Source organism: Nocardia transvalensis NBRC 15921, assembly GCF_000308875.1.
GTDB classification, from domain to species: domain Bacteria; phylum Actinomycetota; class Actinomycetes; order Mycobacteriales; family Mycobacteriaceae; genus Nocardia; species Nocardia transvalensis.
Map to the genome: position 1 here is coordinate 98,217 of NZ_BAGL01000064.1, position 19,551 is coordinate 117,767.

The 19,551-nt window shown below is 71.2% G+C and carries 19 protein-coding genes; 9 read left to right on the forward strand and 10 right to left on the reverse strand.

The window, feature by feature from the left end:
• Window positions 1–11: 11 nt before the first annotated feature.
• Window positions 12–905, reverse strand: coding sequence for a LysR family transcriptional regulator (locus tag ON41_RS23625; protein WP_040749913.1), 894 nt, complete (start codon window positions 903–905; stop codon window positions 12–14).
• A 93-nt stretch (window positions 906–998) separates the two neighbouring features.
• On the opposite strand from ON41_RS23625, the gene ON41_RS23630 reads away from it, so the two are divergent.
• The 4 genes from ON41_RS23630 to ON41_RS23645 all read left to right on the forward strand — a co-directional run bounded on the left by ON41_RS23630 (window position 999) and on the right by ON41_RS23645 (window position 5,277).
• On the forward strand, window positions 999–2,084 hold the full coding sequence (locus ON41_RS23630) for an alcohol dehydrogenase catalytic domain-containing protein (protein WP_040749914.1): 1,086 nt from the start codon (window positions 999–1,001) through the stop codon (window positions 2,082–2,084).
• Between the two features lie 663 nt (window positions 2,085–2,747).
• Complete coding sequence (locus tag ON41_RS23635) at window positions 2,748–3,968, forward strand: PucR family transcriptional regulator (protein ID WP_040749915.1); 1,221 nt, start codon at window positions 2,748–2,750, stop codon at window positions 3,966–3,968.
• 70 nt (window positions 3,969–4,038) lie between these two features.
• Window positions 4,039–4,671, forward strand: a complete 633-nt coding sequence (locus tag ON41_RS23640) for a VOC family protein (protein WP_040749916.1) — start codon at window positions 4,039–4,041, stop codon at window positions 4,669–4,671.
• 231 nt (window positions 4,672–4,902) lie between these two features.
• Complete coding sequence (locus ON41_RS23645) at window positions 4,903–5,277, forward strand: BlaI/MecI/CopY family transcriptional regulator (RefSeq protein ID WP_040749917.1); 375 nt, start codon at window positions 4,903–4,905, stop codon at window positions 5,275–5,277.
• Window positions 5,278–5,281: 4 nt separating this feature from the next.
• Here the strand turns inward: ON41_RS23645 and ON41_RS23650 are convergent, their stop codons facing one another.
• Entirely contained in the window at window positions 5,282–6,316 is a 1,035-nt protein-coding gene (locus tag ON41_RS23650; protein ID WP_051162312.1) for a M56 family metallopeptidase, read from the reverse strand.
• A gap of 356 nt (window positions 6,317–6,672) precedes the next feature.
• On the opposite strand from ON41_RS23650, the gene ON41_RS23655 reads away from it, so the two are divergent.
• Window positions 6,673–8,388 carry an FAD-dependent oxidoreductase gene (locus tag ON41_RS23655; protein WP_040749918.1) on the forward strand — a complete coding sequence of 572 codons (1,716 nt, stop codon included), beginning with the start codon at window positions 6,673–6,675 and terminating at the stop codon, window positions 8,386–8,388.
• On the opposite strand, the gene ON41_RS23660 is transcribed toward ON41_RS23655, so the two are convergent.
• Window positions 8,366–8,935, reverse strand: a complete 570-nt coding sequence (locus ON41_RS23660; RefSeq protein ID WP_040749919.1) for a TetR/AcrR family transcriptional regulator — start codon at window positions 8,933–8,935, stop codon at window positions 8,366–8,368. The two genes, ON41_RS23655 and ON41_RS23660, sit on opposite strands and share 23 nt — an antisense overlap.
• Before the next feature lie 99 nt (window positions 8,936–9,034).
• Between ON41_RS23660 and ON41_RS23665 the strand changes: the two genes are divergently transcribed.
• The gene (locus tag ON41_RS23665) at window positions 9,035–9,958 is read left to right on the forward strand and encodes an NmrA family NAD(P)-binding protein (RefSeq protein WP_040749920.1); all 924 of its coding nucleotides are present in this window, start codon (window positions 9,035–9,037) and stop codon (window positions 9,956–9,958) included.
• Window positions 9,959–9,990: 32 nt separating this feature from the next.
• On the opposite strand, the gene ON41_RS23670 is transcribed toward ON41_RS23665, so the two are convergent.
• From ON41_RS23670 to ON41_RS23680, 3 genes are read right to left on the reverse strand one after another with little or no spacing between them, the layout of a single operon-like run.
• A complete protein-coding gene (locus tag ON41_RS23670) occupies window positions 9,991–10,851 on the reverse strand; it encodes an SDR family NAD(P)-dependent oxidoreductase (protein ID WP_174411353.1) in 861 nt (286 codons plus the stop codon).
• Window positions 10,852–10,877: 26 nt separating this feature from the next.
• Entirely contained in the window at window positions 10,878–11,702 is an 825-nt protein-coding gene (locus tag ON41_RS23675) for an SAM-dependent methyltransferase (protein WP_040749921.1), read from the reverse strand.
• Window positions 11,703–11,749: 47 nt separating this feature from the next.
• Window positions 11,750–12,652, reverse strand: a complete 903-nt coding sequence (locus tag ON41_RS23680) for a helix-turn-helix domain-containing protein (RefSeq protein ID WP_040749922.1) — start codon at window positions 12,650–12,652, stop codon at window positions 11,750–11,752.
• A 248-nt stretch (window positions 12,653–12,900) separates the two neighbouring features.
• On the opposite strand from ON41_RS23680, the gene ON41_RS23685 reads away from it, so the two are divergent.
• Window positions 12,901–13,275, forward strand: a complete 375-nt coding sequence (locus tag ON41_RS23685) for a VOC family protein (protein ID WP_040749975.1) — start codon at window positions 12,901–12,903, stop codon at window positions 13,273–13,275.
• A gap of 187 nt (window positions 13,276–13,462) precedes the next feature.
• Here ON41_RS23685 and aztD read toward each other — a convergent pair whose 3' ends face one another.
• The 3 genes from aztD to aztB are packed head-to-tail and all read right to left on the reverse strand — an operon-like array spanning window position 13,463 to window position 17,579.
• Window positions 13,463–14,635: a zinc metallochaperone AztD gene (aztD, locus tag ON41_RS23690; RefSeq protein WP_040749976.1), complete on the reverse strand. Its 1,173-nt coding sequence runs from the start codon at window positions 14,633–14,635 to the stop codon at window positions 13,463–13,465.
• Window positions 14,636–14,667: 32 nt separating this feature from the next.
• A complete protein-coding gene (aztC, locus tag ON41_RS23695) occupies window positions 14,668–15,576 on the reverse strand; it encodes a zinc ABC transporter substrate-binding protein AztC (protein WP_040749923.1) in 909 nt (302 codons plus the stop codon).
• On the reverse strand, window positions 15,573–17,579 hold the full coding sequence (aztB, locus tag ON41_RS23700) for a zinc ABC transporter permease AztB (protein ID WP_040749924.1): 2,007 nt from the start codon (window positions 17,577–17,579) through the stop codon (window positions 15,573–15,575). The genes aztC and aztB overlap by 4 nt, the downstream gene beginning before the upstream one ends.
• Before the next feature lie 50 nt (window positions 17,580–17,629).
• Between aztB and aztA the strand changes: the two genes are divergently transcribed.
• Complete coding sequence (gene aztA / locus ON41_RS23705; protein ID WP_246829594.1) at window positions 17,630–18,325, forward strand: zinc ABC transporter ATP-binding protein AztA; 696 nt, start codon at window positions 17,630–17,632, stop codon at window positions 18,323–18,325.
• Here aztA and ON41_RS23710 read toward each other — a convergent pair.
• A complete protein-coding gene (locus ON41_RS23710; protein ID WP_040749925.1) occupies window positions 18,298–18,768 on the reverse strand; it encodes a DUF6194 family protein in 471 nt (156 codons plus the stop codon). The two genes, aztA and ON41_RS23710, sit on opposite strands and share 28 nt — an antisense overlap.
• A 63-nt stretch (window positions 18,769–18,831) precedes the next feature.
• On the opposite strand from ON41_RS23710, the gene ON41_RS23715 reads away from it, so the two are divergent.
• The gene (locus ON41_RS23715) at window positions 18,832–19,548 is read left to right on the forward strand and encodes a MerR family transcriptional regulator (protein ID WP_040749926.1); all 717 of its coding nucleotides are present in this window, start codon (window positions 18,832–18,834) and stop codon (window positions 19,546–19,548) included.
• Window positions 19,549–19,551 lie beyond the last annotated feature (3 nt).

Here is a 19,551-nt window from a genome sequence, read left to right on the forward strand (position 1 = left end):
CGGCGATCGCCTCAGACGGCCGCCGCGACGGCGCGGGCGACCGCTTCGATTCCGGGCGTCGGCGGGCCCGGAAGCCGGGCGACCAGGATCCGGCGGAGTTCCGGCGGCGCACCCTCGACGCGGAGCAGGACGACCTCGGGCGGGAGTATCGGAGCCAGGCGAGCGGGCACCGTGGTGATGCCGAAACCGCCCGCGACCAGGCGCAACTTCGTCAGCCAGTCGCGCGTGCCGTGGACGACGCGCGGCCGTCCGGGCAGGCCGGGCCACACGCCCAGCAGCGGTTCGGCGCTCGACGACGGGGTGGCGATCCACGCGGCCTCGGCCAGGTCGTCCACGTGTACCGTTGTGCGCCCGGCGAATTCGCCGGTGGCCGCCGCCGCGACGAGTAGTTCGGTATCGCCCGCCGCCTCCACGTGCAGGCGCGGGGCGTCCTCGCCCGGCAGCCGGTAGGGCGGGCGGGCCGCGAGGACGGCGATATCGATGGTTCCCGCCCGCAGCGCGCGCACGAGGCCGGGGGACGTGCCTTCGCGCGTGGTGACCCGCACCTGCGGGTTCGTCCGGGCGAGCCGTGCCAGGGTGGCGGGCAGGACGGCCGCCCCCGCGCTGAGGAACGCGCCGAGCCGGACCGCCTCGGTGCGCGGGACCTCGCCGGTCAGCTCCCGGTCGGCGGCGTCGAGGGCGTCCAGGATCGCCCGGCCGTGCCGTAGCAGGACCAGCCCGGCGGCAGTCAGCCGCACCCCGTCCGGGTGCCGCTCGAACAGCGTCGCGCCCGCGCTTCGCTCGAGGGCCGCCGCCTGCCGCGAGACCGCCGATTGCGTATAGCCGAGTTGCGCGGCCGCCGCGGTGAAACTGCCCGACTCGGCCACCTGCCGCAACACCCGCAGGTTCGCACTCGACACCTCCATGCCTACTACGCATACCAGGTGTGCCGGATCTTCGCTTGTCGCATGGGGGCGGCGCTCCTAGCGTCGAGGTCGATCACGAAGGAGGACACCGGTATGAAGGCAGTGGTACTCACGGCGTTCGGCAGCCCGCTCACGGTGCGGGAGGCGCCCGACCCCGGGACGGACGGGGGCGAGGTGCTGGTGGAGGTGCTCGCCGCCTGCGTGCTCCCGTACGCGGCCGAGGTATTCGGCGGGGAGCGGAACTATCCGCTGGAGCCGCCGGTCGTGCCGGGCGTCGGCGGGGTGGGCCGGGTCGTCCGGACCGGGCCCGACGCGACGGCCGTGCGCGCGGGCGATCTGGTGTGGTGCGATGCGACGGTGCGCTCGCGAGACGACGCGCTCACCCCGGATATCACGTTGCAGGGCTGGTCTTCTCGCGGTCCGGGCGGCGCGCGGCTGGCCCGGCACTGGCACGACGGATCGTTCGCCGAGCTGATGCGGGTGCCGACGGAGAACGTGTACCGGCTCCCGGCTACCGCCGGGGACGACCTCGCGCGCTGGGCCGCGCTCAGCGTGCACACCGTCCCCTACAGCGGGTTGCTCGCGGGCGGGCTGGCGGCCGGTGAGACGTTGCTCGTCAGCGGCGCCACCGGAAATTTCGGCAGCAGCGCGGTGGCGGTCGGGCTGGCGATGGGTGCGGGCCGGGTCGTCGCCCCGGGCCGCAATCGCGCCGCGCTCGACGTGCTCGCGGAGCGCTTCGGCCCGCGCGTGCGCACCGTGACCCTGACCGGGGACGCGGAGCGCGATCACGCCGCCCTGCTCGAGGCGGCGGGCGGCCCGGTCGACATGGCCATCGATCTGCTTCCGCCCGAAGCCCCCGCAGCGGTCGTGCGCACGGCGATCACGACGGTCCGCGAGTACGGCCGCGTGGTTCTCATGGGCGGTGTCGGCATGCTCGGCGGCGACGACCTCGCGCTCCCGTACCCGTGGCTCATGCGCAACTCGATCACCGTGCGCGGCCAATGGATGGGCCCGCGGTCGGCGAACACCGGGATCATCCGCCTCGTGGCATCCGGGGCCCTCGACCTCACCCCCGAACGAGTGGCCACGTTCCCGCTCGACGAGGTGAATGCCGCCGTCGCCCACGCCGCGTCCCACGGCGGCCCGTTCGACCGCACCGTCCTGTGCCCGGCCGCGTAACCACGCCCGATTCGGTTACACCGTGCTGTGCCCTGCTGTGTAACAACGCCCGGTTCGGTCGCGCCGTGCTGTGCCCTGCTGTGTAACCACGCCCGGTTCGGTTGCACCGTGCTGTGCCCGGCCGCGTAACCACGCCCGACTCCGTTGCACCGTCCTGTGCTCCGCTGTGTAACCATGCTCGATTCCGTTGCACCGTGCTGTGCCTCGCTGTGTAACCACGCCCGATTCCGTCGCACCGTGCTGTGCCCCGCGGCGAAACACGCCCGATTCCGTTGGGGCGCAATAGGGGTAGGGGGTGATCTTCGCGGCCTCACCGGTTCGCCGCCCCATCGGCGAGCATGAGCAGTGGTGGCAGCGCGTGAAAGCCCGCCCACCGAGGTAAAGCCGCTCCACGACCTCCGATGTGACGTCTGCCCGGCCGCAGGAGGTCCCGGCTGCGCGCTGCCACCGCCACCGCCCGCACACGTACCCCGCAACTCCCGAAAGGCGCGACGGCGAAACGTCATTCGTCCCCTCTTCGGCCGCGGCTGTGAACTCTCATAGGCCGGATGACGGCCGTTTCGGACCGAATCCCAGAGGTTTCGGGCACCGGCCCCGCGCCGGGCCGGGGCGTCGTTACGGTGGCGCGGTCGCCGCACGGGCGTGACTGGGAAGGGGCCGGCCATGAGCGGGAAGAGTCCGAATCCGATCGACCGGACGGTGACCGGGCGGGTGTTCACGTCACCGCTGCGCGATGTGTGGAGCGTGTCGCGCACGATGGTGTCGCGGTTCGCCGAGGAGGTCGCGACGTGCCGCACGCTCCCGGCCGAGGCGCTGCGCGGCGATGTCTCCGTGGTGACGCGGCTGTGCCTGCAATTGGCCCTGAGCATGTACGACGACGACACCGTGCCCGAAACGCTGCCCCGGCTCGAGGAGGTCGCCGCGCAGTGGGCACGGGAGGGCATCCCGCTCGACATCATCGAACAGGCCGTGCACGAAGGGTTCCGGATCGGCGCCGACCTCGTGCACGCCCGCGCGACCCCGGCCGAGTTCGAATCCGTCCGCGACCACGCCCGGCGGCAGCTGGACGTGCTCGAACTCATCACCGTCACGCTCACCCGCGCCTATATCCGCGAACTCCGGTCGGTGGTCAGCGAACACCACACCGCCGTCCACACCCTCACCTCCGCCCTGCTGAGCGGCCACGCCGACGCCGCGATGGCCCGGCACGGCGGCATCGGCGTCGCCGACCGCTACCACGTTGTCGCCGTGGCGATTTCGCCGCATCCCGAGCAGCGGGCGCCCGGAGTCGACGCCGACGTCGTCGCCCGCCGCACGCTGCGGCGCGCCCAGTCGCACCTGGCCACCGAGTGCGGCGGCACGGCACTGTCGCTGCTGAGCGTGACCGGCGGCACGATGCTGATCCCGGAGCAGTCCATGACCGACGGCGAGCTCGACCGGCTGATCGAGTCGATGTCGGCCGCGGCGCAGGTGCCGATCGTCGCGGCCGTGCTGACGGCGGCGACCGACGACATCCCGCACATCGCGCGCCAGGTGCACGAACTGCTGGACACCGCGCAGAATCTGGGGTGCCGGTCCGGCCTCTACCGCACCGCCGACGTCGCCCTCGAATACCAGATCACCCGCCCCGGGCCCGGCCGCGAGCAACTGCGGGCCGTGCTGGATCCCCTCGACGACCACCCCGAACTGCTGCGGACGCTGCGCTGCCATCTCGACAACAACCTCGATCGGCAGCGGACGGCGCGGATGCTGCATATCCACACCAATACCGTCGACTACCGGCTCAAGAGAATCGCGCACCTCACCGGCTACGACCCCACGCGCGCCGACGACCTCTGGTGCCTGATCTCCGCACTCGTCGTCCGCGGTTACGCGCGAACGTGACGCGAACCTCCCGGACACCGGTCAGGAATCGAGAAGCGCGGGCAGGCCGGTGGAAATTAGCGTCTACGACATGAACATCACAACCAACCAGGCCACCATCGACTCCGTCGTTCTCGAGAGTGACGACCCCGCTGCCTCGGCGGCCTTCTACGAGGCCGCGTTCGGTCTCGGCGATCGGGTGCGGGTGCGTGCCTCCGAGGCGCCCACTACCGGATTCCGCGGGTTCGTGCTGTCGCTCGTGGTCTCGCAGCCCGGCATCGTGGACAGTTTCTTCGACACCGCGCTCGCCGCGGGCGCGACCGTGGTGAAACCGGCGAAGAAGAGTTTCTGGGGCTACGGGGGCGTTCTGCGGGCGCCGGACGGGACGCTGTGGAAGATCGCGACCTCGTCGAAGAAGGACACCGCGCCGATCACCCGGAAGGTGGACAGCTTCGTGCTGCTGCTCGGGGTCGACAATGTCAAGGCCACCAAGCAGTTCTATATCGACCGCGGCCTGACCGTGGCGAAGAGCTTCGGCAGCAAGTACGTCGAATTCGAGGCCGGCGCCTCGCCGGTGACGCTGGCGCTGTACGGACGTCGCGCCGCCGCCAAGGACGCGGGCGTTCCCGCAGACGGGAGCGGGTCGCATCGGCTCGCCGTGTCCGGCGGCGTCGGGCCCTGCACGGACCCGGACGGTTTCGTCTGGGAGTCCGCCCAGGCGTGAGCCTGTCTCCCTGACCCTCCTGTTCTGCAAGATCATTGCGCGGGTTCCGGACGCCGTGACATGAATTGTCACGCGGGCGCGCCGCCGGTGACCTACTATCTAGGTACGTAGGAGGTGCCGCGTGGCGTCACCGCGGCGTCGCACGGCGGCGGCCGGCCCGTGCCGGACGGGTGGCCCCGCCGACGTCGCGTGCCTGGGCGGCCGAGCCGTGCTGATGAGGGAGAACGGACGGTGGGCACACGGGGTTTCGGTGATCTGGAAGGTGTGGTGATGGACCGGCTCTGGCGATCGGACGGGCCGACGACGGTGCGCGCGGTCTTCGACGAGCTGTCCGCGGAGCGCCACATCGCCTACACCACGGTCATGTCCACCATGGACAACCTGCACCGCAAAGGCTGGCTCGAGCGCGAACGGGAGGGCCGCGCCTACCTGTACCGGCCGACTCTCACGCGGGAGCAGCACGGTGCGCGCCTGATGCGGGAGGCGCTGGGTTGTGGCGGCCGGGCCGAATTGGTCTTGGCGCACTTCCTGGACGGCATCAGCGCCGAGCAGTCGCAGAGCCTGCGCACGGCACTGCGCACGTGGTCGCGCCGCACCACGCGATGACCGCTCAGCGCGGCAGCGTCGGCACCGGGTGGGATTGGGACGTCCGCGCGCCGGCGGACGGCCGCAGCGGCTGAGCCGGCAGCACTTGCTCGGACGCGCACGTGGCGATGCCGACCGCGGCGATGAGGGTGGCGGCGGCGGGACCGATCGTCATGGCGGTCGTGGTGGGCCGCACGCGAATTCGGGACTTCGGCGCGGTGCGCGCACCCGCCGCGAGCCGGTCGGCCCGCGCGGGCAGTCCGAGCCCCGTCGCGCCGAGGCCGCCGGTGGTTCCGGCCGTGAGTTCGGAGAGGGTGACCAGCGCCCGCAGCACGGCGTCGGGGCCGTGCAGGCGGGCCGCGGCATCGTCGGCGATCGTCTCGAGCAGCAGGGCGACCTCGGCGGCGCCGGTGGCGAACAGCCTGACCCGGGGGAAGACGCTGGTCAGCCCGCGCGTGGCCGCGAGCAGCAGGTGATGGCGGCCGTCGAGGTGTGCGCGCTCGTGCGCCAGCACGGCCGCGAGCTGATCGGTGCGCAGCGCCGCGATCACGCCCTCGGTCACCACCACGGTGCCGTGCTTACCCGCCACGCTGTAGGCGGCGGGCGCGCCGACGGCGAGGACGACGGCGTCCAGTTCGGGGCTGTGACGCCCGGCGATCCGGACCATGCGGGCGTGTTCGTGGGTGGTGGACCGGGCGCGCACCAGGATCCGGCCCAGCCGCGTCACCGCCACCGCGGACGCCAGGGCCGCAGAGGTCGCCAGCACCAGCAGCCCGGCCTCGGCCAGATAGCCGTAGCGGCCCGTGACCACGTCCCGCAGTTGTTCCAGGCAGGCGCCGACCAGGCTCGCGCGCTCCGGATGCGCGAGGTGGATCAGCACGTCGGCGACCAGGATGACGGGTGCGAAAACCCAAGCGGCGGTGACGGATCCGAGTACGGCGACCCAGGCGCCGAGCACGGTGCGGGGCCCGGCGCGGCTGGTGGCGAGCCGCCGCAGCAGCGGAGGCGCGAGGACGGCCACGGTGAAGCCGTAGACCAGCAGGCAGATCGCGATGCTCATGCGCCGGCTCCCGACGCGACGACTCTCCGTGGGCTCGCCACCCGCTCCTCCTGCCGATCGCCGTCCGACGCGAACGCGGGCTCGCCGTGTGCTCGCCCGCGGTTCACGTGTACGTAACTCGATAGTAGATGGTGTCAGCGCTGGGAAGGCTCGCCTCGGGCCGTATCCGGAGGCTAAATGCCGCTCGGACAACCGTTTTCGCGGTTCCGCGACGCCGCGAACAGGGGTTCCGGCCGGTCCCGCCGCCGCGAGAGATGGCCGGAAATACCGATTTCGTGGCCGCGGCTGTGTCCCGCCCGCCCGCCGTTCCGGGCTAACTTCGCAGGTGGACGACAGGGGCGACGGAAGGCAGGTCGATGGCGTTCGACTACGACGTGGTGGTCATCGGATCCGGATTCGGCGGCAGTGTGACCGCGCTGCGCCTGACCGAGAAGGGATACCGGGTCGGCGTGCTGGAATCCGGTCGCCGCTTCGCCGACGACGAGTTCGCCGCGACCTCGTGGCGCGCCCGCCGCTTCCTGTGGGCGCCGAAACTCGGCTGCTACGGCATCCAGCGCCTGACGCTGCTCGAGGACACCTTCATCATGAGCGGCGCGGGTGTGGGCGGCGGCTCGCTCGTGTACGCGAACACCCTCTACGAACCTCCGGCCAAGTTCTTCGCGGACCCGCAGTGGTCCCACATCACCGACTGGCACGACGAACTCGCCCCGCACTACGACCAGGCCAAGCGCATGCTGGGCGTGACCGTGAACCCGGCGACCACCGCTGCCGACCGGGTGCTGGCCGAGGTGGCCGAGGATCTGGGCGTGCGCGACAGCTGTCGGCGCACGCCGGTCGGAGTCCTGTTCGGCGGCAACGGCATCCGGCCCGGGGAGGCGGTCCCGGACCCGTTCTTCGGCGGCGTCGGCCCGGAGCGCAATGCCTGCACCCACTGTGGCGAGTGCATGACCGGCTGCCGGCACAACGCCAAGAACACCCTCGTCAAGAACTACCTGTATCTGGCCGAGAAGTCCGGCGCCACCGTGCATCCGCTCACCACCGTCGTCGATGTGCGGCCGCTGCCGGGCGGCGGCTACGCGATCGACACTGTGCGCACCGGGCGCTGGATTCGCAAGTCCCGCAGGGCCTTCACCGCCGAGCAGGTGGTGTTCTCGGCCGCCGCGCTGGGCACGCAGAAACTCCTGCACCGCCTGCGCGACACCGGGTCGCTGCCGCATATCTCGGGGCGGCTCGGCTACCTGTCGCGCACCAATTCCGAAGAGCTGCTGTCGGTTCGCAGCCGCGACAAGGGCACCGACTTCACCAAGGGCGTGGCCATCACCTCCTCGATCCATCCCGATGGCGACACCCATATCGAGCCGGTGCGCTACGGCAAGGGCAGCAATGTGCTCTCGCTGCTCACCACGGTGATGTTCGACGAGGACGGGCGCACCTCGCGGCTGCGGTTGTGGCTGCGCGAGGTGCGGCGGGGCCGGCGCGATCTGCCCGTCATCCACAATCCGCGGCACTGGTCGGAGCGGATGATCGGGCTGCTGGTCATGCAGTCGGTGGACAACTCCATTACCACCTACACCCGGCGCGGGCCGTTCGGCCGCCGGATGCGCACGAGACAGGGTGCGGGAGAACCGAATCCGACCTGGATCCCGGCGGGCCACGAGGTGGCGCGGCGCGTCGCCGGCAAGATCGACGGCATTCCCACGGGGAGTATCACCACGGTGTTCGGCGTGCCCATGACCGGGCACTTCATCGGCGGCTGCGTCATCGGCGACTCGCCGGACAGCGGTGTCATCGATCCGTACCACCGTCTCTACGGTCATCCGGGACTGCACGTCATCGACGGCTCGACGATCTCGGCGAACCTCGGCGTGAACCCGTCGCTGACGATCACCGCCCAGGCCGAACGCGCGGTCGCGCTGTGGCCCAACCGCGGCGACGCCGACCCGCGCCCCGCCCTGGGCGCCCCCTACCGCCGGGTCGGCACGGTCGCGCCGCGGCATCCGGTCGTGCCCGCGAACGCCCCGGCGGCCCTGCGCCTGCCGATCGTCGGGATCACCGGCGGCGAACCGGGCTGAGCCCCTCGACCGCCAGCCCGAACAGCCGGTCCGCGACCGCGCGGGGGTCCGGGCGGTGCTCGGTGGCCAGCACGATCCCGACGATCAGCGTGATCAGATCCGCCACGGTGATACCGGGCGGGACCGCGCCGTCGCGGACGGCACGGCGCAGCAGCGGCTCACCGGCCTCCTCCAGGACGGCCGCGCACGAATTCCCCTCCACCGGATCGGCGTCGGCGTCGTAGGAGAGCGCCGCCGCGAGCCCGCGGGCCGAAATACAGTAGGCCACAACATCGTTCAGCCATTCCAGCAGCGCGGCCCGGCTGTCGCCGTCGCCGTCCAGGTCGTGGGCGCGGACGCACAGCGCCTCGATCCGGTCCTTGGAGACCGCCGCCAGTAGTGCGCGCCGGGTGGGGAAGTGCCGCCGCACGGTGGCCGAGCCGACCCCCGCGGTGCGGGCGATCTGTTCCAGCGAGGCCTCGGCCCCGCGCGCGGCGACCTCCTCGGCCGCGACGCCGAGAATGCGCGTGTAGTTGCGCCGGGCGTCGGCGCGCTGGTGATCGGCCATGGTGGCATCTCCGTATTGCTAAGTGGCGGGGCCCGCCGTATCGTACCGAACGGATAAACGGCGGGCCCCGCCGTTTCGCGTGAACCCCCGAGGAGAGCCATGACCGCCGATACCGCACCCGTCCTGATCACCGGCGCCACCGGCAGGCAGGGCGGCGCGACCGCCCGCGCCCTGCGCGCGGCGGGCGTTCCGGTCCGCGCGCTGGTGCGCGATCCCGCCACCGATCGCGCGAAGGCCGTCGAGGCCCTCGGCGTCGAACTGGTCACCGGCGATCTGCTCGACCGCGATTCCGTGATCCGGGCCGCCACGGGCGCCCGCGCGGTGTTCTCTGTGCAGATGCCCGCGCTGTCCGCGACCGGATTCGACTTCGACGGCGAGGTGGCTCAGGGTGTGACCCTCGTCGAGGGCGCGAAGGCCGCCGGGGTGCCGCAATTCGTGCACACCTCGGTCTCCGGCGCGGGACAGCACGTCGAGGCGCCCGGCTGGGCCGAAGGCCGCTGGGCGGCAATGGAACCCACACTCGGCGCCAAGGCGGCGATCCAGGACCGCGTCCGCGCGGCGGGATTCGAGCGCTGGACGCTGCTCAAGCCCGGCTTCTTCATGGAGAACTTCCTGCCGTCCATGGCGTTCCTGTTCCCGCGCGGCGTCGAGGGTGGTCTGGTGAGCGTCCTGCGTCCGGAGACCGAGCTGTCGCTGGCCGCGGTCACCGATATCGGCGCGGCGGCGGCCGCGGCGATCCTCGCGCCGGAGCGATTCCACGAAGTCGAGCTGGAACTGGCGAGCGACTACCTGCCGATGACCGAGATCGCGGCGATCCTCTCCCGCGCGGTGGGGAGAAAACTGTCCGCACCGGACATGACCGAGGAGCAGGCCTTCGCGGCGGGCATGCCCGCCATGGGTGCGGCGCACGAATGGCTGAACGTCGTCGGCCAGCCGGCCCGCCCGCGGTTCGCCCGCGAATTCGGCATTCCGCTCACCACATTCGACGCCTGGGCGCACGAGCACATCCACCCGGAGGCCTGATATGCCCCGCGCCGCACGCGTTCTCGCGTGGCTTACGTGCGCAGTCTCGCCCCCGGCCCGGCGCCGTCCACGTCGGTGAAGCCGTACCGGGTCGCGAGATCGGCGGTGGTCAGGCGTTCACCGGACTGTCCGAGGACGTCCGGATCGCTCGCCAGCGCGGCGACGGCCCGGCCGACGAAGCGCGGGGATTCGGCGTGGGAGATGTCGAACGATCCCGTGCCCGGAATCTCCACGACGGTGCGGCCGTCGTCGGTCGTCGTGGCGCCGGTGGCGAGCAGTTCGGTGTGCACCAGGCCCGGCCAGATCGAGACGACCGCGACACCGTGCGGGCGCAGCTCGACCGCCATATCGGCGGTCATCTTGTCCACCCCGGCCTTGCCCACGCCGTAGACGACGTTGTGGCCGTAGGAAATCGCGCCCGAGGACGAGATATTGACGATCACCCGCCCCGTCCGCCGCGCCTCGAACAGCAGCGGGGCCGCGTACAGCGCAGCGGCGTAGTGCGACCGCAGCCCGATCCCGAGCACCTGATCCCACGCCTGCAACGGCAGTTCCCAGAACGGCCGGTGCAGCCACTGGGCCAGATCCGGGGCGGAGAAGACGTTGTTCACCAGGATGTCGAGGTGGCCCTGCTCCTCGCCGATCCGCGTGAACAGCGCCGCGACCTGCTCGTCGTCGTGATGGTCGCACCGCACGGCGACCCCGGTCCCGCCGAGCGCGGTGACCTCCTCCGCGGTCTCGGTGATCGTCCCGGGAAGTGGTCCGGGCGCGGTGGTGCGGCCGGTGAGATAGACCGTCGCGCCCGCGGCCCCCAGTTCCAGCGCGATACCTTTGCCCACGCCCCGGCTCGCACCGGTGACGACGGCGATTTTTCCCGACAGCGGCTGTGCCATCGAATCCTCCAGCAATGAGATGGGTGCTACCGCTTGTATCCGACGCCCGCGAAATTGCCCGGCCGCGCCTGGTCGTCGGGGTCCACCGGGTCCTCGGGCCGCCAGTCGCAGGCGTAGACCAGGCCCGGCTCGACGAGTTCGAGGCCGTCGAACAGCGCGAGGATGTCGTCGCGGTCGCGCATGGTCAGCGGGTCGGAGGTATCGGAGTACATCTCGGAGATCTCGCCGCCGAGCCGCTGGGTCTCGGGGTCGACCTCCGACATCGAGGCGTGGCTCATCCCCACGTAACTGCCTGAGGGCAGGCGGTCGCGCAGCCGCTCCATCAGCTCGTGCGGGCGGTCGGAATCGGGGATGAACGGCCAGACGCTGACGATCAGCAGGCCCACGGGCCGGTCGAAATCGAGGAGCCGGCGGGTCTCGGGGTGGTCGAGGATGACCTCGGGGTTGCGCAGATCGGCCTCGATCACCGCGGTGATGTCCATGGCGTTCTGCTGCCGCAGCAGCTCGTCGGCGCGGTTGACCGCCTCGAGGTCGTTGTCCACGTACACGACCCGCGTCTCGGGCGCGTACTCCCGGCTGATCTCGTGGGTGTTTCCGACGGTCGGCAGACCCGATCCGATATCGAGGAACTGCCGGATCCCCTGTGCCACCATGAATTTCACGGCGCGGCGCAGGAAGGCGCGGTTGTGGTGAGCCCAGGCGTCGGCGTACGGGAAGACCTCGAAGAGGTGCTCGCCGAAGATCTTGTCGACCTCGAAGACGGCCTCGCCGGAGAGGTAGTAGTGATACAGGCGGGCGGACGACGGGCGGCTGACGTCGATTTCACGGGGTTCGAAGTCGGGGGCGTTCATCCCGGATCTCCTCGGTAGTGCGGCAGATATCGAATTGTGTGACGGGTCTAGGGAACGGTGACGGTCTTCCGGCGGAACGACCGCGCGACCCTTCCGATGAAGTCGCGGGTGTCGTCGGCGCCGAGCGCGGCGGCGGACAGCCGGGCCCACACCGTCTCGCGGGCGGCGACGGCCGCCTTGTCGTCGATGTAGCGGATATCGCCCTGGCTCTCCGCGACCACGATGTCGAGATCGCCGGCGATGCCGGGGGAGGGCACCCGCACGACGGTGAAGCGGTCCTCCATTCCCGCGCCGTGGGTGGTGATGGTGAACGGCAGCACCTGGATGAGCAGGTTCGGCCGGTGGGACTGTTCCAGCAGGTACTCCAGCTGTTCGAGCATGGTCGTGTGGCCGCCGTAGGCGCGGCGCAGGCAGGATTCGGACAGGATCGCCTGGAGCCGCGGGGGATCGGCGGAGTGCAGGATCTCCTGGCGCGCCAGCCGGGCCCGCACCGAATCCTCGACGGTCACCCGGTCCGGATCGTCGTCCTCGGCGTCGTCGGTCTCGTGCAGGGCGCGGATGTAGGACTCGCACTGCAGCAGGCCGGGGACGATCTCCGCCTCGGTCACGCGCAGCAGCGAGGCGTGTGCCTCCAGATCGACCAGCAGCCGGAGGTCCTCGATGTAGGCCCGCCGGAAGCCGGTGCTCCAGAAACCGCGCTTGTGACTCTCGCGGCGCAGTTCCTGCAGTGTCTGCCGGTAGCCGGGGTCGGTGAACCCGAGTGCGGTGGCGAGACGTTCGAGATCGCCGACGGTGATGGCGCTGGATCCGCCGATCAGCATGGCGATTCGGCTCTGGCTGGTCTCCAGGATCGCGGCCGCTTCGCTCTGACTTACGCCCGCCTTCGCGAGCATCTGTTCGATCTCGCGTCCCAGCAACAGCTTTCGTGCGGTTCGCAGTCGCGTACCCATGCGCCGAGCGTATCGGTCCGGCGACGATCTTGCGGCCCCTCATGCCCGTGTCGGCCGACTTTCGCTCGTCCGGTTGAGTTTCAGGGGGTGCGCTCGGTATCGTATGCGCCGATGACTACCGGGACGGCGCTACGCCACGCACGGATTGGTGACCCGGTGCTCTACTGAGCGCCGTTCGGGGCGCGCGAGCGCCTCCTCCCGTCGTGATGATCACCCAGCTTCGCAGATCCATCACGACAGGAGACTTCATGTCCGCACGTTTCAACCACACCATCATCGCGGCCAAGGACCGGAACGAGTCCGCCGCCTTCTTCCGCGATATCTTCGAGTTCGCCGACGCCCCCTCCTGGGGTGTGTTCACCAACCTGCTCTGCGAGGACGGAGTACTGCTGCAATTCGCCGAACCACCGGTCGACATCCAGATGCAGCACTACGCGTTCCTCGTGGACGACGACCTGTTCGACCGCGCCTACGCCAAGCTGTGCGACCGCGGCATCGACCACGCGGCGGACCCGTTCTTCACCCGTCCCGGCACCACCAACGACGAGCACGGCGGGCGCGGGGTCTATTTCCACGACCCGGCGGGGCACGGGATCGAGATGATCACCCGTCCTTACCTGTGACCGGCACCGCCGCCCGCCCACAAACGAACTGGGCGGGCAACGGTGCTATCCCTGGGCGGGCAACGGTGTTGTCCGCGTACGCGCAACGGGTGTTGTCCGTGGGCGGGCAACGGTGTTGTTCGTGGGCGGGCAGCGGGTGTTGTTCGTGGGCAGGCAGCGGGTGTCCGTGGGCGGGCGGCGGTGGTGGTCAGTGGGCTGTGACGCCGCTGAGTTCGTTCGGGGTGTTGGGGAGGGTGGCCGTGGCCGTCGTCGCGCCGGTCGACAGATCGATGCGGCGGACGGTCTTGGTGGCGGTGTCGGAGACGTAGGCATCGCCGCCGCGGACGAACAGGGCCGGTCGCGGTTCCTGCCACCGTAGGGGTTCCTCCCACGGGGCGGTGACGGGGATAGTGCGCGTGACCTTTCCGGCGACGGGGTCGACGACGTGGATGCGGCCGTCCGTGCCGAGGATCAGGGCCTCGCCCTGCGGGCCGCGCGCGAGGGACCGGAAGGTGTAGCTGGTCCCGATGTCCACCAGCCGCAGGCTGCCGTCGCGCGTATCGATGAGCGAGACCTGGTGCGGCCGTTCGAGTTCGGCGTCCTTGTCCTGCTTGTAGTCGCCGAGCGCGATGGGGGAGACGTCGCTGCCGGACTGGTTGCCGATGCGGCCGTACGGGGTGGGGCTGGTCATCTTGGTGATCGCGCCGTTGCGGTAGACGAGGGCGCCGGTCTGGCAGCCGACGACGACGGCCTCGCCCTGGACGGCCGATTCGCCGTGCACGCCGGGGCAGTCCTCGTTGCGGGCGATCTCCTTGCGGTTCTTGTCGAGAACGGCGATGCCCGTGCGCTTCTCCTCGGTGCCGAGCGTCACGACCAGCTCACCCGTGGACAGTTCGATCGCGACCCCGTGGTGCGGGGCGGCGGCCTTGTACGTCTCGGTCTTCGGCGTGCCGTCCTCGAGCTGCCGCGGGTCGAACGCGGTGACCTCGCCGGTGCCGTCGGCGAACAGGACGGTGCGCCCGGCGTGCCGGACGACGTGCCCGGGGTCGGCCGCCGGGAAGAGAGTGTCGGTGAGTTCGCCGTGCACGGCGTCGAGCACCCGGAAGCCCTCCTTGGTCGACACCATGACGTGGTGGTCGTCGCCGGCCGGGTTGAGGCGCAGGAAGCCGTCGAGTTTCACCTCGTCGGCGATGGCGAGCGAGGCGCCGTCCAGCAGCAGGATGCCGCCGTCGTAGCTGACCGCGATCGGGTCGGTGATCGCCGGATGCTCCGAGCCGTGCTCGGCGCCGGAATCGTCTGTGCCGCAACCGCTCGCGGCAATCGAGAGGGTCAGCAGCCCGGCGAGGGCGGCCGACCGGGCGGCGCGGTGAGGTGACCGCATGTGGTACTCCATTCCTGTTGTGCGAAAGTCGGTTACGGCGCCGTGAGGCCGCCGACGATGGCCTCGGTGTTGGCGCGCATCATGTCCGGATAGGTGGGTGCGCCACCGCCGGGTTCGGTCAGCGACTCCGAGTACAGGGCGATCACCCGGACGTGTAACCCGGCCTGCTCGGCCAGCACGCGGGCGAGGCGATCGGGCTGGGAGGAGTCGGCGAAGACGGCGGGAACCCCTACGGCGCGGATGGTGTCGGCCAGACCGGCGAGGTCGGAGGCGCTCGGCGAGGCGAGGGTGGTGCCGCCCGGGATGACCGCGCCGATCACCTCGAATCCGAAACGCGCTGCGAGATAGCCGAATACGTGGTGGTTGGTGACGAGTTTGCGGCGCTCCGGGGGTATCGTGGCGAACCGTTCGCCCATCCACGCGTCGAGCCGGTCCACCTCGGCGAGGTAGCGGGAGGTGTTGGCGCGCACGGCGGCCGCGTCGACGCCGTCGATTCCGGCCACCCGTTCGCCGAGGATCTCCACGGCGCGGCGCACCCGCCGGGGGTCGGTCCAGAAGTGCGGATCCGGGCCGTTGGCGTCGGCATTGCGGTAGCGGATCGGGTCGACCAGCTCGCCGACGGCCACCGCCGGGACCCCGGCCTGTTCGGCCGACCCGATATGCCGCCGCACACCCTCCTCGAGGCCCAATCCGTTGTGCACGAGCAGGTCGGCGCGTTCGATGCGCGCGGCCGTCTGCGCGGAGATCGCGAACTGGTGCGGGTCGGCGTTCGGCGGCATCAGCACCGTGACCGCGGCCGTATCGCCGACCACCGCCCGCGTGAGGTCGCCGAGGATATTGGTGGTGACGACGATCTGGGGACGGCCGTCGTCCGAAGCGGTGCACGCCGGGGCGAGCGCGAGCAGGACCAGCAGCACACAGGCGCGGACCACGGTTCTCATCGGCCCGTCTCCACCATGTGCACCGGCGCGATATCGAGATCGAAAGTGCGTGCGCGGCGCAGATTGTCGCGGTAGTCGATTTCGTACACCGCGCGGGCGGCGGCGTCGTTGACGTAGGCGCGGCCGGTATCGATCTCGACGACCGGCGGCGGCGTGCCGTCGGGAACCGGTGCCGACAGCAGCGGGACCTGCGCGGTCTGCGCGCCGGTGGTGACGTCGTGGCTGTGCAGGACGCCGTCGCGGGTGAGGGTCAGCAGGGCGCTGCCCTCACCGGCGGTGGCGGTCGCGACGACCGGCCCCGTCTCGACGAGCTTCCATGTCCGGGCCCGGATGTCGAGAACCCACACGCCCCGGTCACCCGCTCGCGCGACGAGAGTGGTGCTGCCCGGACGGTTCCGGAACTCCGTGGCGCGCTCGGTGTCCGGAACCGGTTGCGGGTAGCCGATTTTCGCGGATTCGAACCGGCCGTCGTGCGCGGTCACCACCAGCGCGCCGTCGGCGCAGCCGAAGACGAGCCCGCGCCGGGTCACCGCGGACCCGCGCGGCGACGGGCAGGCATCGGGCAGCTGGGCCGCCGCGGCGTCGTCGCGGGTGCGGATCTCCGCCCGCCCGGTGTCGGTGACGACCGCGACGTGCTCGGCGTACGGCGCCGCGAGCGCGCCGGGCAGCGACCGCCGTTCGGTGACCTTCCCGGAATCCAGCGCGGCCCGGTCCAGCAGCACCGTGCCGGTGCCGGTCACGACCGCGGTGACCACCGGATCGCTGTGCACCGCGACCGGGGCGACGCGCTCGAGCGTGCCCGCCTCCCGGATCGCCGCGCGGTAGTAGTGCATGTGATCGCCGTGGTCCACGGTCCACGCGCCGCCGTCGACCACGTCTGCCGAAGCGCCGGAACTGATGTAGGCGAACCGGTCGTCACCGTGAATCCCGGTCGCGCCGGGCACTTTTCCGGCCTCGGTGACCTTCTCGTCGATGAGGTCGACCACTCGCACCGCGCCCGCGGAATCGGCCACGACCACGCGGGTCTGCGGTGCGTCCGTCTCCTCCGCGCCCTCGACGTATCCGTGCGGAACCGGAGTGACCGGCGCGGAATCGCCTGTGTCCGAACCACATCCCACCACCGGCAGCACCGCGACCAGGGCGCCCAGCAGGGCGACGGTGTTCGCCGCGCGAAGGCCGCCCCGGCGCACCCGCTCGCGCACGCGGGCCGCGAGGACCGAGACGAAGAAGACGGCGACCGCGACGGCGACGACGGTCGCTCCGGCGGCGGTGCCCGCGTGCCAGGAGATCAGCAGGCCGGTGACCGTGGAGAAGCCGCCGATCAGGGCCGCGAGCAGCATGATCACGGGAATCCGGTCGGCCCAGTGGATCGCGGCCGCCGGCGGGGCGATCAGCAGTCCGAATACCAGCAGCGTCCCCGCGACGTGGAAGGAGGCCACGATCGCCACGGTCAGCAGTGCGAGCAGCGCCGCCTGTGCCCAGCGTGGTCGCAGTCCGAGGGTGTGCGCCTTGCGCGGATCGAACGCCAGCGCCACGAACGCGCGATGGCCGAGCCCGGCGATGACCACCGAAACGGCCAGCGCCACAGCGAGGTAGACCAGATCGCGCTCCCGGATGGCGAGGACGTCACCGAACAGGAAGCCGGTCACGTCCACGGCGAACGACTGCGAGCGCGACACGATGATCACCCCCGCCGCCAGCATCCCGACGAACACCAGGCCGATGCCGGTATCGGCGCCGAACCGCGGATTGCGTTGCAGCGCGGTCACTCCCAGCGCCATCGCCGCCGCGCTGCACGCCGCGCCCAGCAGCAGATCGCCGCCGAGCAGCGAGGCGACCGCCACCCCGGGAAGCATCCCGTGCGCCATCGCGTCACCCAGAAATGCCATGCCCCGCACCACGACCCACGTCCCGGCCAGGGCGCACACGCACGAGACGAGCAGTCCTCCCCACAGCGCTCTCTGCACGAAAGAGACCTCGAACGGGGCAAACAGGACATCCATGGGGCGACACTCTATAATGGAAATGATTTTCAATACAAGTAGGTGGTGTGGTGCGCACAGGGACGATTCCCGCGGTCCGGATCGAGTCGCTCTCGGCCGGCTATCGGTCGCGGACGGTATTGCACGAGATCACGGCCGATATCCCCGACGGCCGGGTGACCGCGATCGTCGGTCCCAACGGGTCGGGGAAATCCACGCTGCTGGGCGCGATCGCCGGCGTCGTCGCCCCGGCCGGGGGGACGATCGAGCGGGCTCGCGGTGGCCGCCCGGCATTCGTGGTTCAGCAGAGCGCGGTGCCCGCGACCCTGCCGGTCACGGTGCGCGAGGCCGTGGCCATGGGCCGCTGGGCGCATCGCGGCGCGTGGCGGCGTCTCACCCGCGCCGACGCCGCCCTCGTGCGCGACTGTATGGACCGGCTGGGGATCGGCGGCCTGGCCCGCCGCCGGCTCACCGCGCTGTCCGGCGGTCAGCGGCAGCGCGCGCTGCTCGCCCAGGCGCTGGCACAGGAAGCGGATCTGCTCCTGCTCGACGAACCCACCGCGGGCCTGGATGTCGAAGCCCAGCAACAGATTTCGGATATCCTCCGCGAGGTCGCGGCGGGCGGCGTCACCGTCGTCCAGGCCACCCACGACCACGACGAGGCCGCCCGCGCCGACCACTGCCTGGTCCTCGGCGACGGCCGCCTGCGCGCGGCCGGGGGCCCGGAGACGCTGGTTTCCTACCGGGGTTCGGCGCGGCGTTCGTAGCGGGCACGGGCCCGGTCGTGGGCCGCGCGCAGCAGGTCGCGCACGGCTTGATCGGTGTTCGCACCGGGATTCACCACCGCCAGCCACCCGGCTGTTCCGTAGACGGGATGGGCGACGAGGGTGTCGGCCGTGCTCGGGTCCGCGCCCTCGTCGGCGGTCCGCCGGGGTTCGTGACCGGTCCACTCGAGGAAGAGTTCCCGCCCGGCGTGGATGTTGAGGCGGAAGACGCCGGGCCGGTCGAGGCGGGACCGCTCGTCGCCGGGGTAGTTCTTGGTGACGATCGTCGCGAACGGCTGACCCGTGGCCGGTACCGTGGCGTCGGGGGAGTAGGTGAAAAATGTGTCGCCCCAGGCGATCTCGGGCGTGCCGTCGCCGGGTCCGGGGCACTGCGTCCGCACGCCGCCGAAGTTCTCGACGTAGGCGATGATCTCTTCGATATCCATGGGTTCCAGCGTGACATTCGAGTGCTTGTGGCGACTTGGGCAGCACTGTGCTGGAGTAACGGTATGGGAAGTCTCAACTCGGCAGCTCTGCGCACCGCCGATGTCGCGCGGCGGGCCGGGTACTCGGTCCAGCAGGTGCGCGATCTCGAACACGAGGCCGTCCTGCCGCCGGCGGCCCGCACGCCGTCGGGATACCGGGTCTACGACGAATCGCACGTGCACTCGGCGCTCGCGTACCGCCGCCTGGCCGCGGGCGTCGGGCCGGCCGCCGCCCGGGAGATCATGCGCGCGGTGCACACGCGTCCGCTTCCGGAGGTGCTGGCGCTGCTCGACGCGGCCCACGCCCGCCTCGACCGGGAGCGCCGCGACCTCGGCTTCGCCAAGACCGCCGCCCGGGCCATCGCCGCGGAACCCCTTGCCGACGCGCGTCCTTCCGACGAGATGAGCATCTCCGAGCTGGCGGACGCGCTCGGCGTCCGCACCTCGACCCTGCGCTACTGGGACTCCGTACGCCTGGTCGTCCCGAGCCGCGTCGACACTCGCGCCGCCCGCGTCTACACCCCCGGCGACGTTCGTGACGCCCGGATCGTGCACCAGCTCCGCTCGGCGGGCTACGGCATCCCCGCCCTCCAGGCGCTCGTGCCCCAGCTGCGCGCCGCGGGCGGCGTCGACGCCGTCATGGCCGGCCTGGCCGCCCGCGACGCGAGTATCGACACCCGGTCCCGCGCCCTCTTCGAGGCGGCCGCGGCACTGGCCCCGCTCCTGACGCCACCTCGGTAGCCG

What these genes read in the sequence shown, in the direction of transcription:
- ON41_RS23625 (WP_040749913.1), bottom strand. Translation starts at nt 905, where the DNA reads ATGGAGGTGTCGAGTGCGAACCTGCGGGTGTTGCGGCAGGTGGCCGAG.
- ON41_RS23630 (WP_040749914.1), top strand. Translation starts at nt 999, where the DNA reads ATGAAGGCAGTGGTACTCACGGCGTTCGGCAGCCCGCTCACGGTGCGG.
- ON41_RS23635 (WP_040749915.1), top strand. Translation starts at nt 2,748, where the DNA reads ATGAGCGGGAAGAGTCCGAATCCGATCGACCGGACGGTGACCGGGCGG.
- ON41_RS23640 (WP_040749916.1), top strand. Translation starts at nt 4,039, where the DNA reads ATGAACATCACAACCAACCAGGCCACCATCGACTCCGTCGTTCTCGAG.
- ON41_RS23650 (WP_051162312.1), bottom strand. Translation starts at nt 6,316, where the DNA reads ATGAGCATCGCGATCTGCCTGCTGGTCTACGGCTTCACCGTGGCCGTC.
- ON41_RS23655 (WP_040749918.1), top strand. Translation starts at nt 6,673, where the DNA reads ATGGCGTTCGACTACGACGTGGTGGTCATCGGATCCGGATTCGGCGGC.
- ON41_RS23660 (WP_040749919.1), bottom strand. Translation starts at nt 8,935, where the DNA reads ATGGCCGATCACCAGCGCGCCGACGCCCGGCGCAACTACACGCGCATT.
- ON41_RS23665 (WP_040749920.1), top strand. Translation starts at nt 9,035, where the DNA reads ATGACCGCCGATACCGCACCCGTCCTGATCACCGGCGCCACCGGCAGG.
- ON41_RS23670 (WP_174411353.1), bottom strand. Translation starts at nt 10,851, where the DNA reads ATGGCACAGCCGCTGTCGGGAAAAATCGCCGTCGTCACCGGTGCGAGC.
- ON41_RS23675 (WP_040749921.1), bottom strand. Translation starts at nt 11,702, where the DNA reads ATGAACGCCCCCGACTTCGAACCCCGTGAAATCGACGTCAGCCGCCCG.
- ON41_RS23680 (WP_040749922.1), bottom strand. Translation starts at nt 12,652, where the DNA reads ATGGGTACGCGACTGCGAACCGCACGAAAGCTGTTGCTGGGACGCGAG.
- ON41_RS23685 (WP_040749975.1), top strand. Translation starts at nt 12,901, where the DNA reads ATGTCCGCACGTTTCAACCACACCATCATCGCGGCCAAGGACCGGAAC.
- aztD (WP_040749976.1), bottom strand. Translation starts at nt 14,635, where the DNA reads ATGCGGTCACCTCACCGCGCCGCCCGGTCGGCCGCCCTCGCCGGGCTG.
- aztC (WP_040749923.1), bottom strand. Translation starts at nt 15,576, where the DNA reads ATGAGAACCGTGGTCCGCGCCTGTGTGCTGCTGGTCCTGCTCGCGCTC.
- aztB (WP_040749924.1), bottom strand. Translation starts at nt 17,579, where the DNA reads ATGGATGTCCTGTTTGCCCCGTTCGAGGTCTCTTTCGTGCAGAGAGCG.
- ON41_RS23710 (WP_040749925.1), bottom strand. Translation starts at nt 18,768, where the DNA reads ATGGATATCGAAGAGATCATCGCCTACGTCGAGAACTTCGGCGGCGTG.
- ON41_RS23715 (WP_040749926.1), top strand. Translation starts at nt 18,832, where the DNA reads ATGGGAAGTCTCAACTCGGCAGCTCTGCGCACCGCCGATGTCGCGCGG.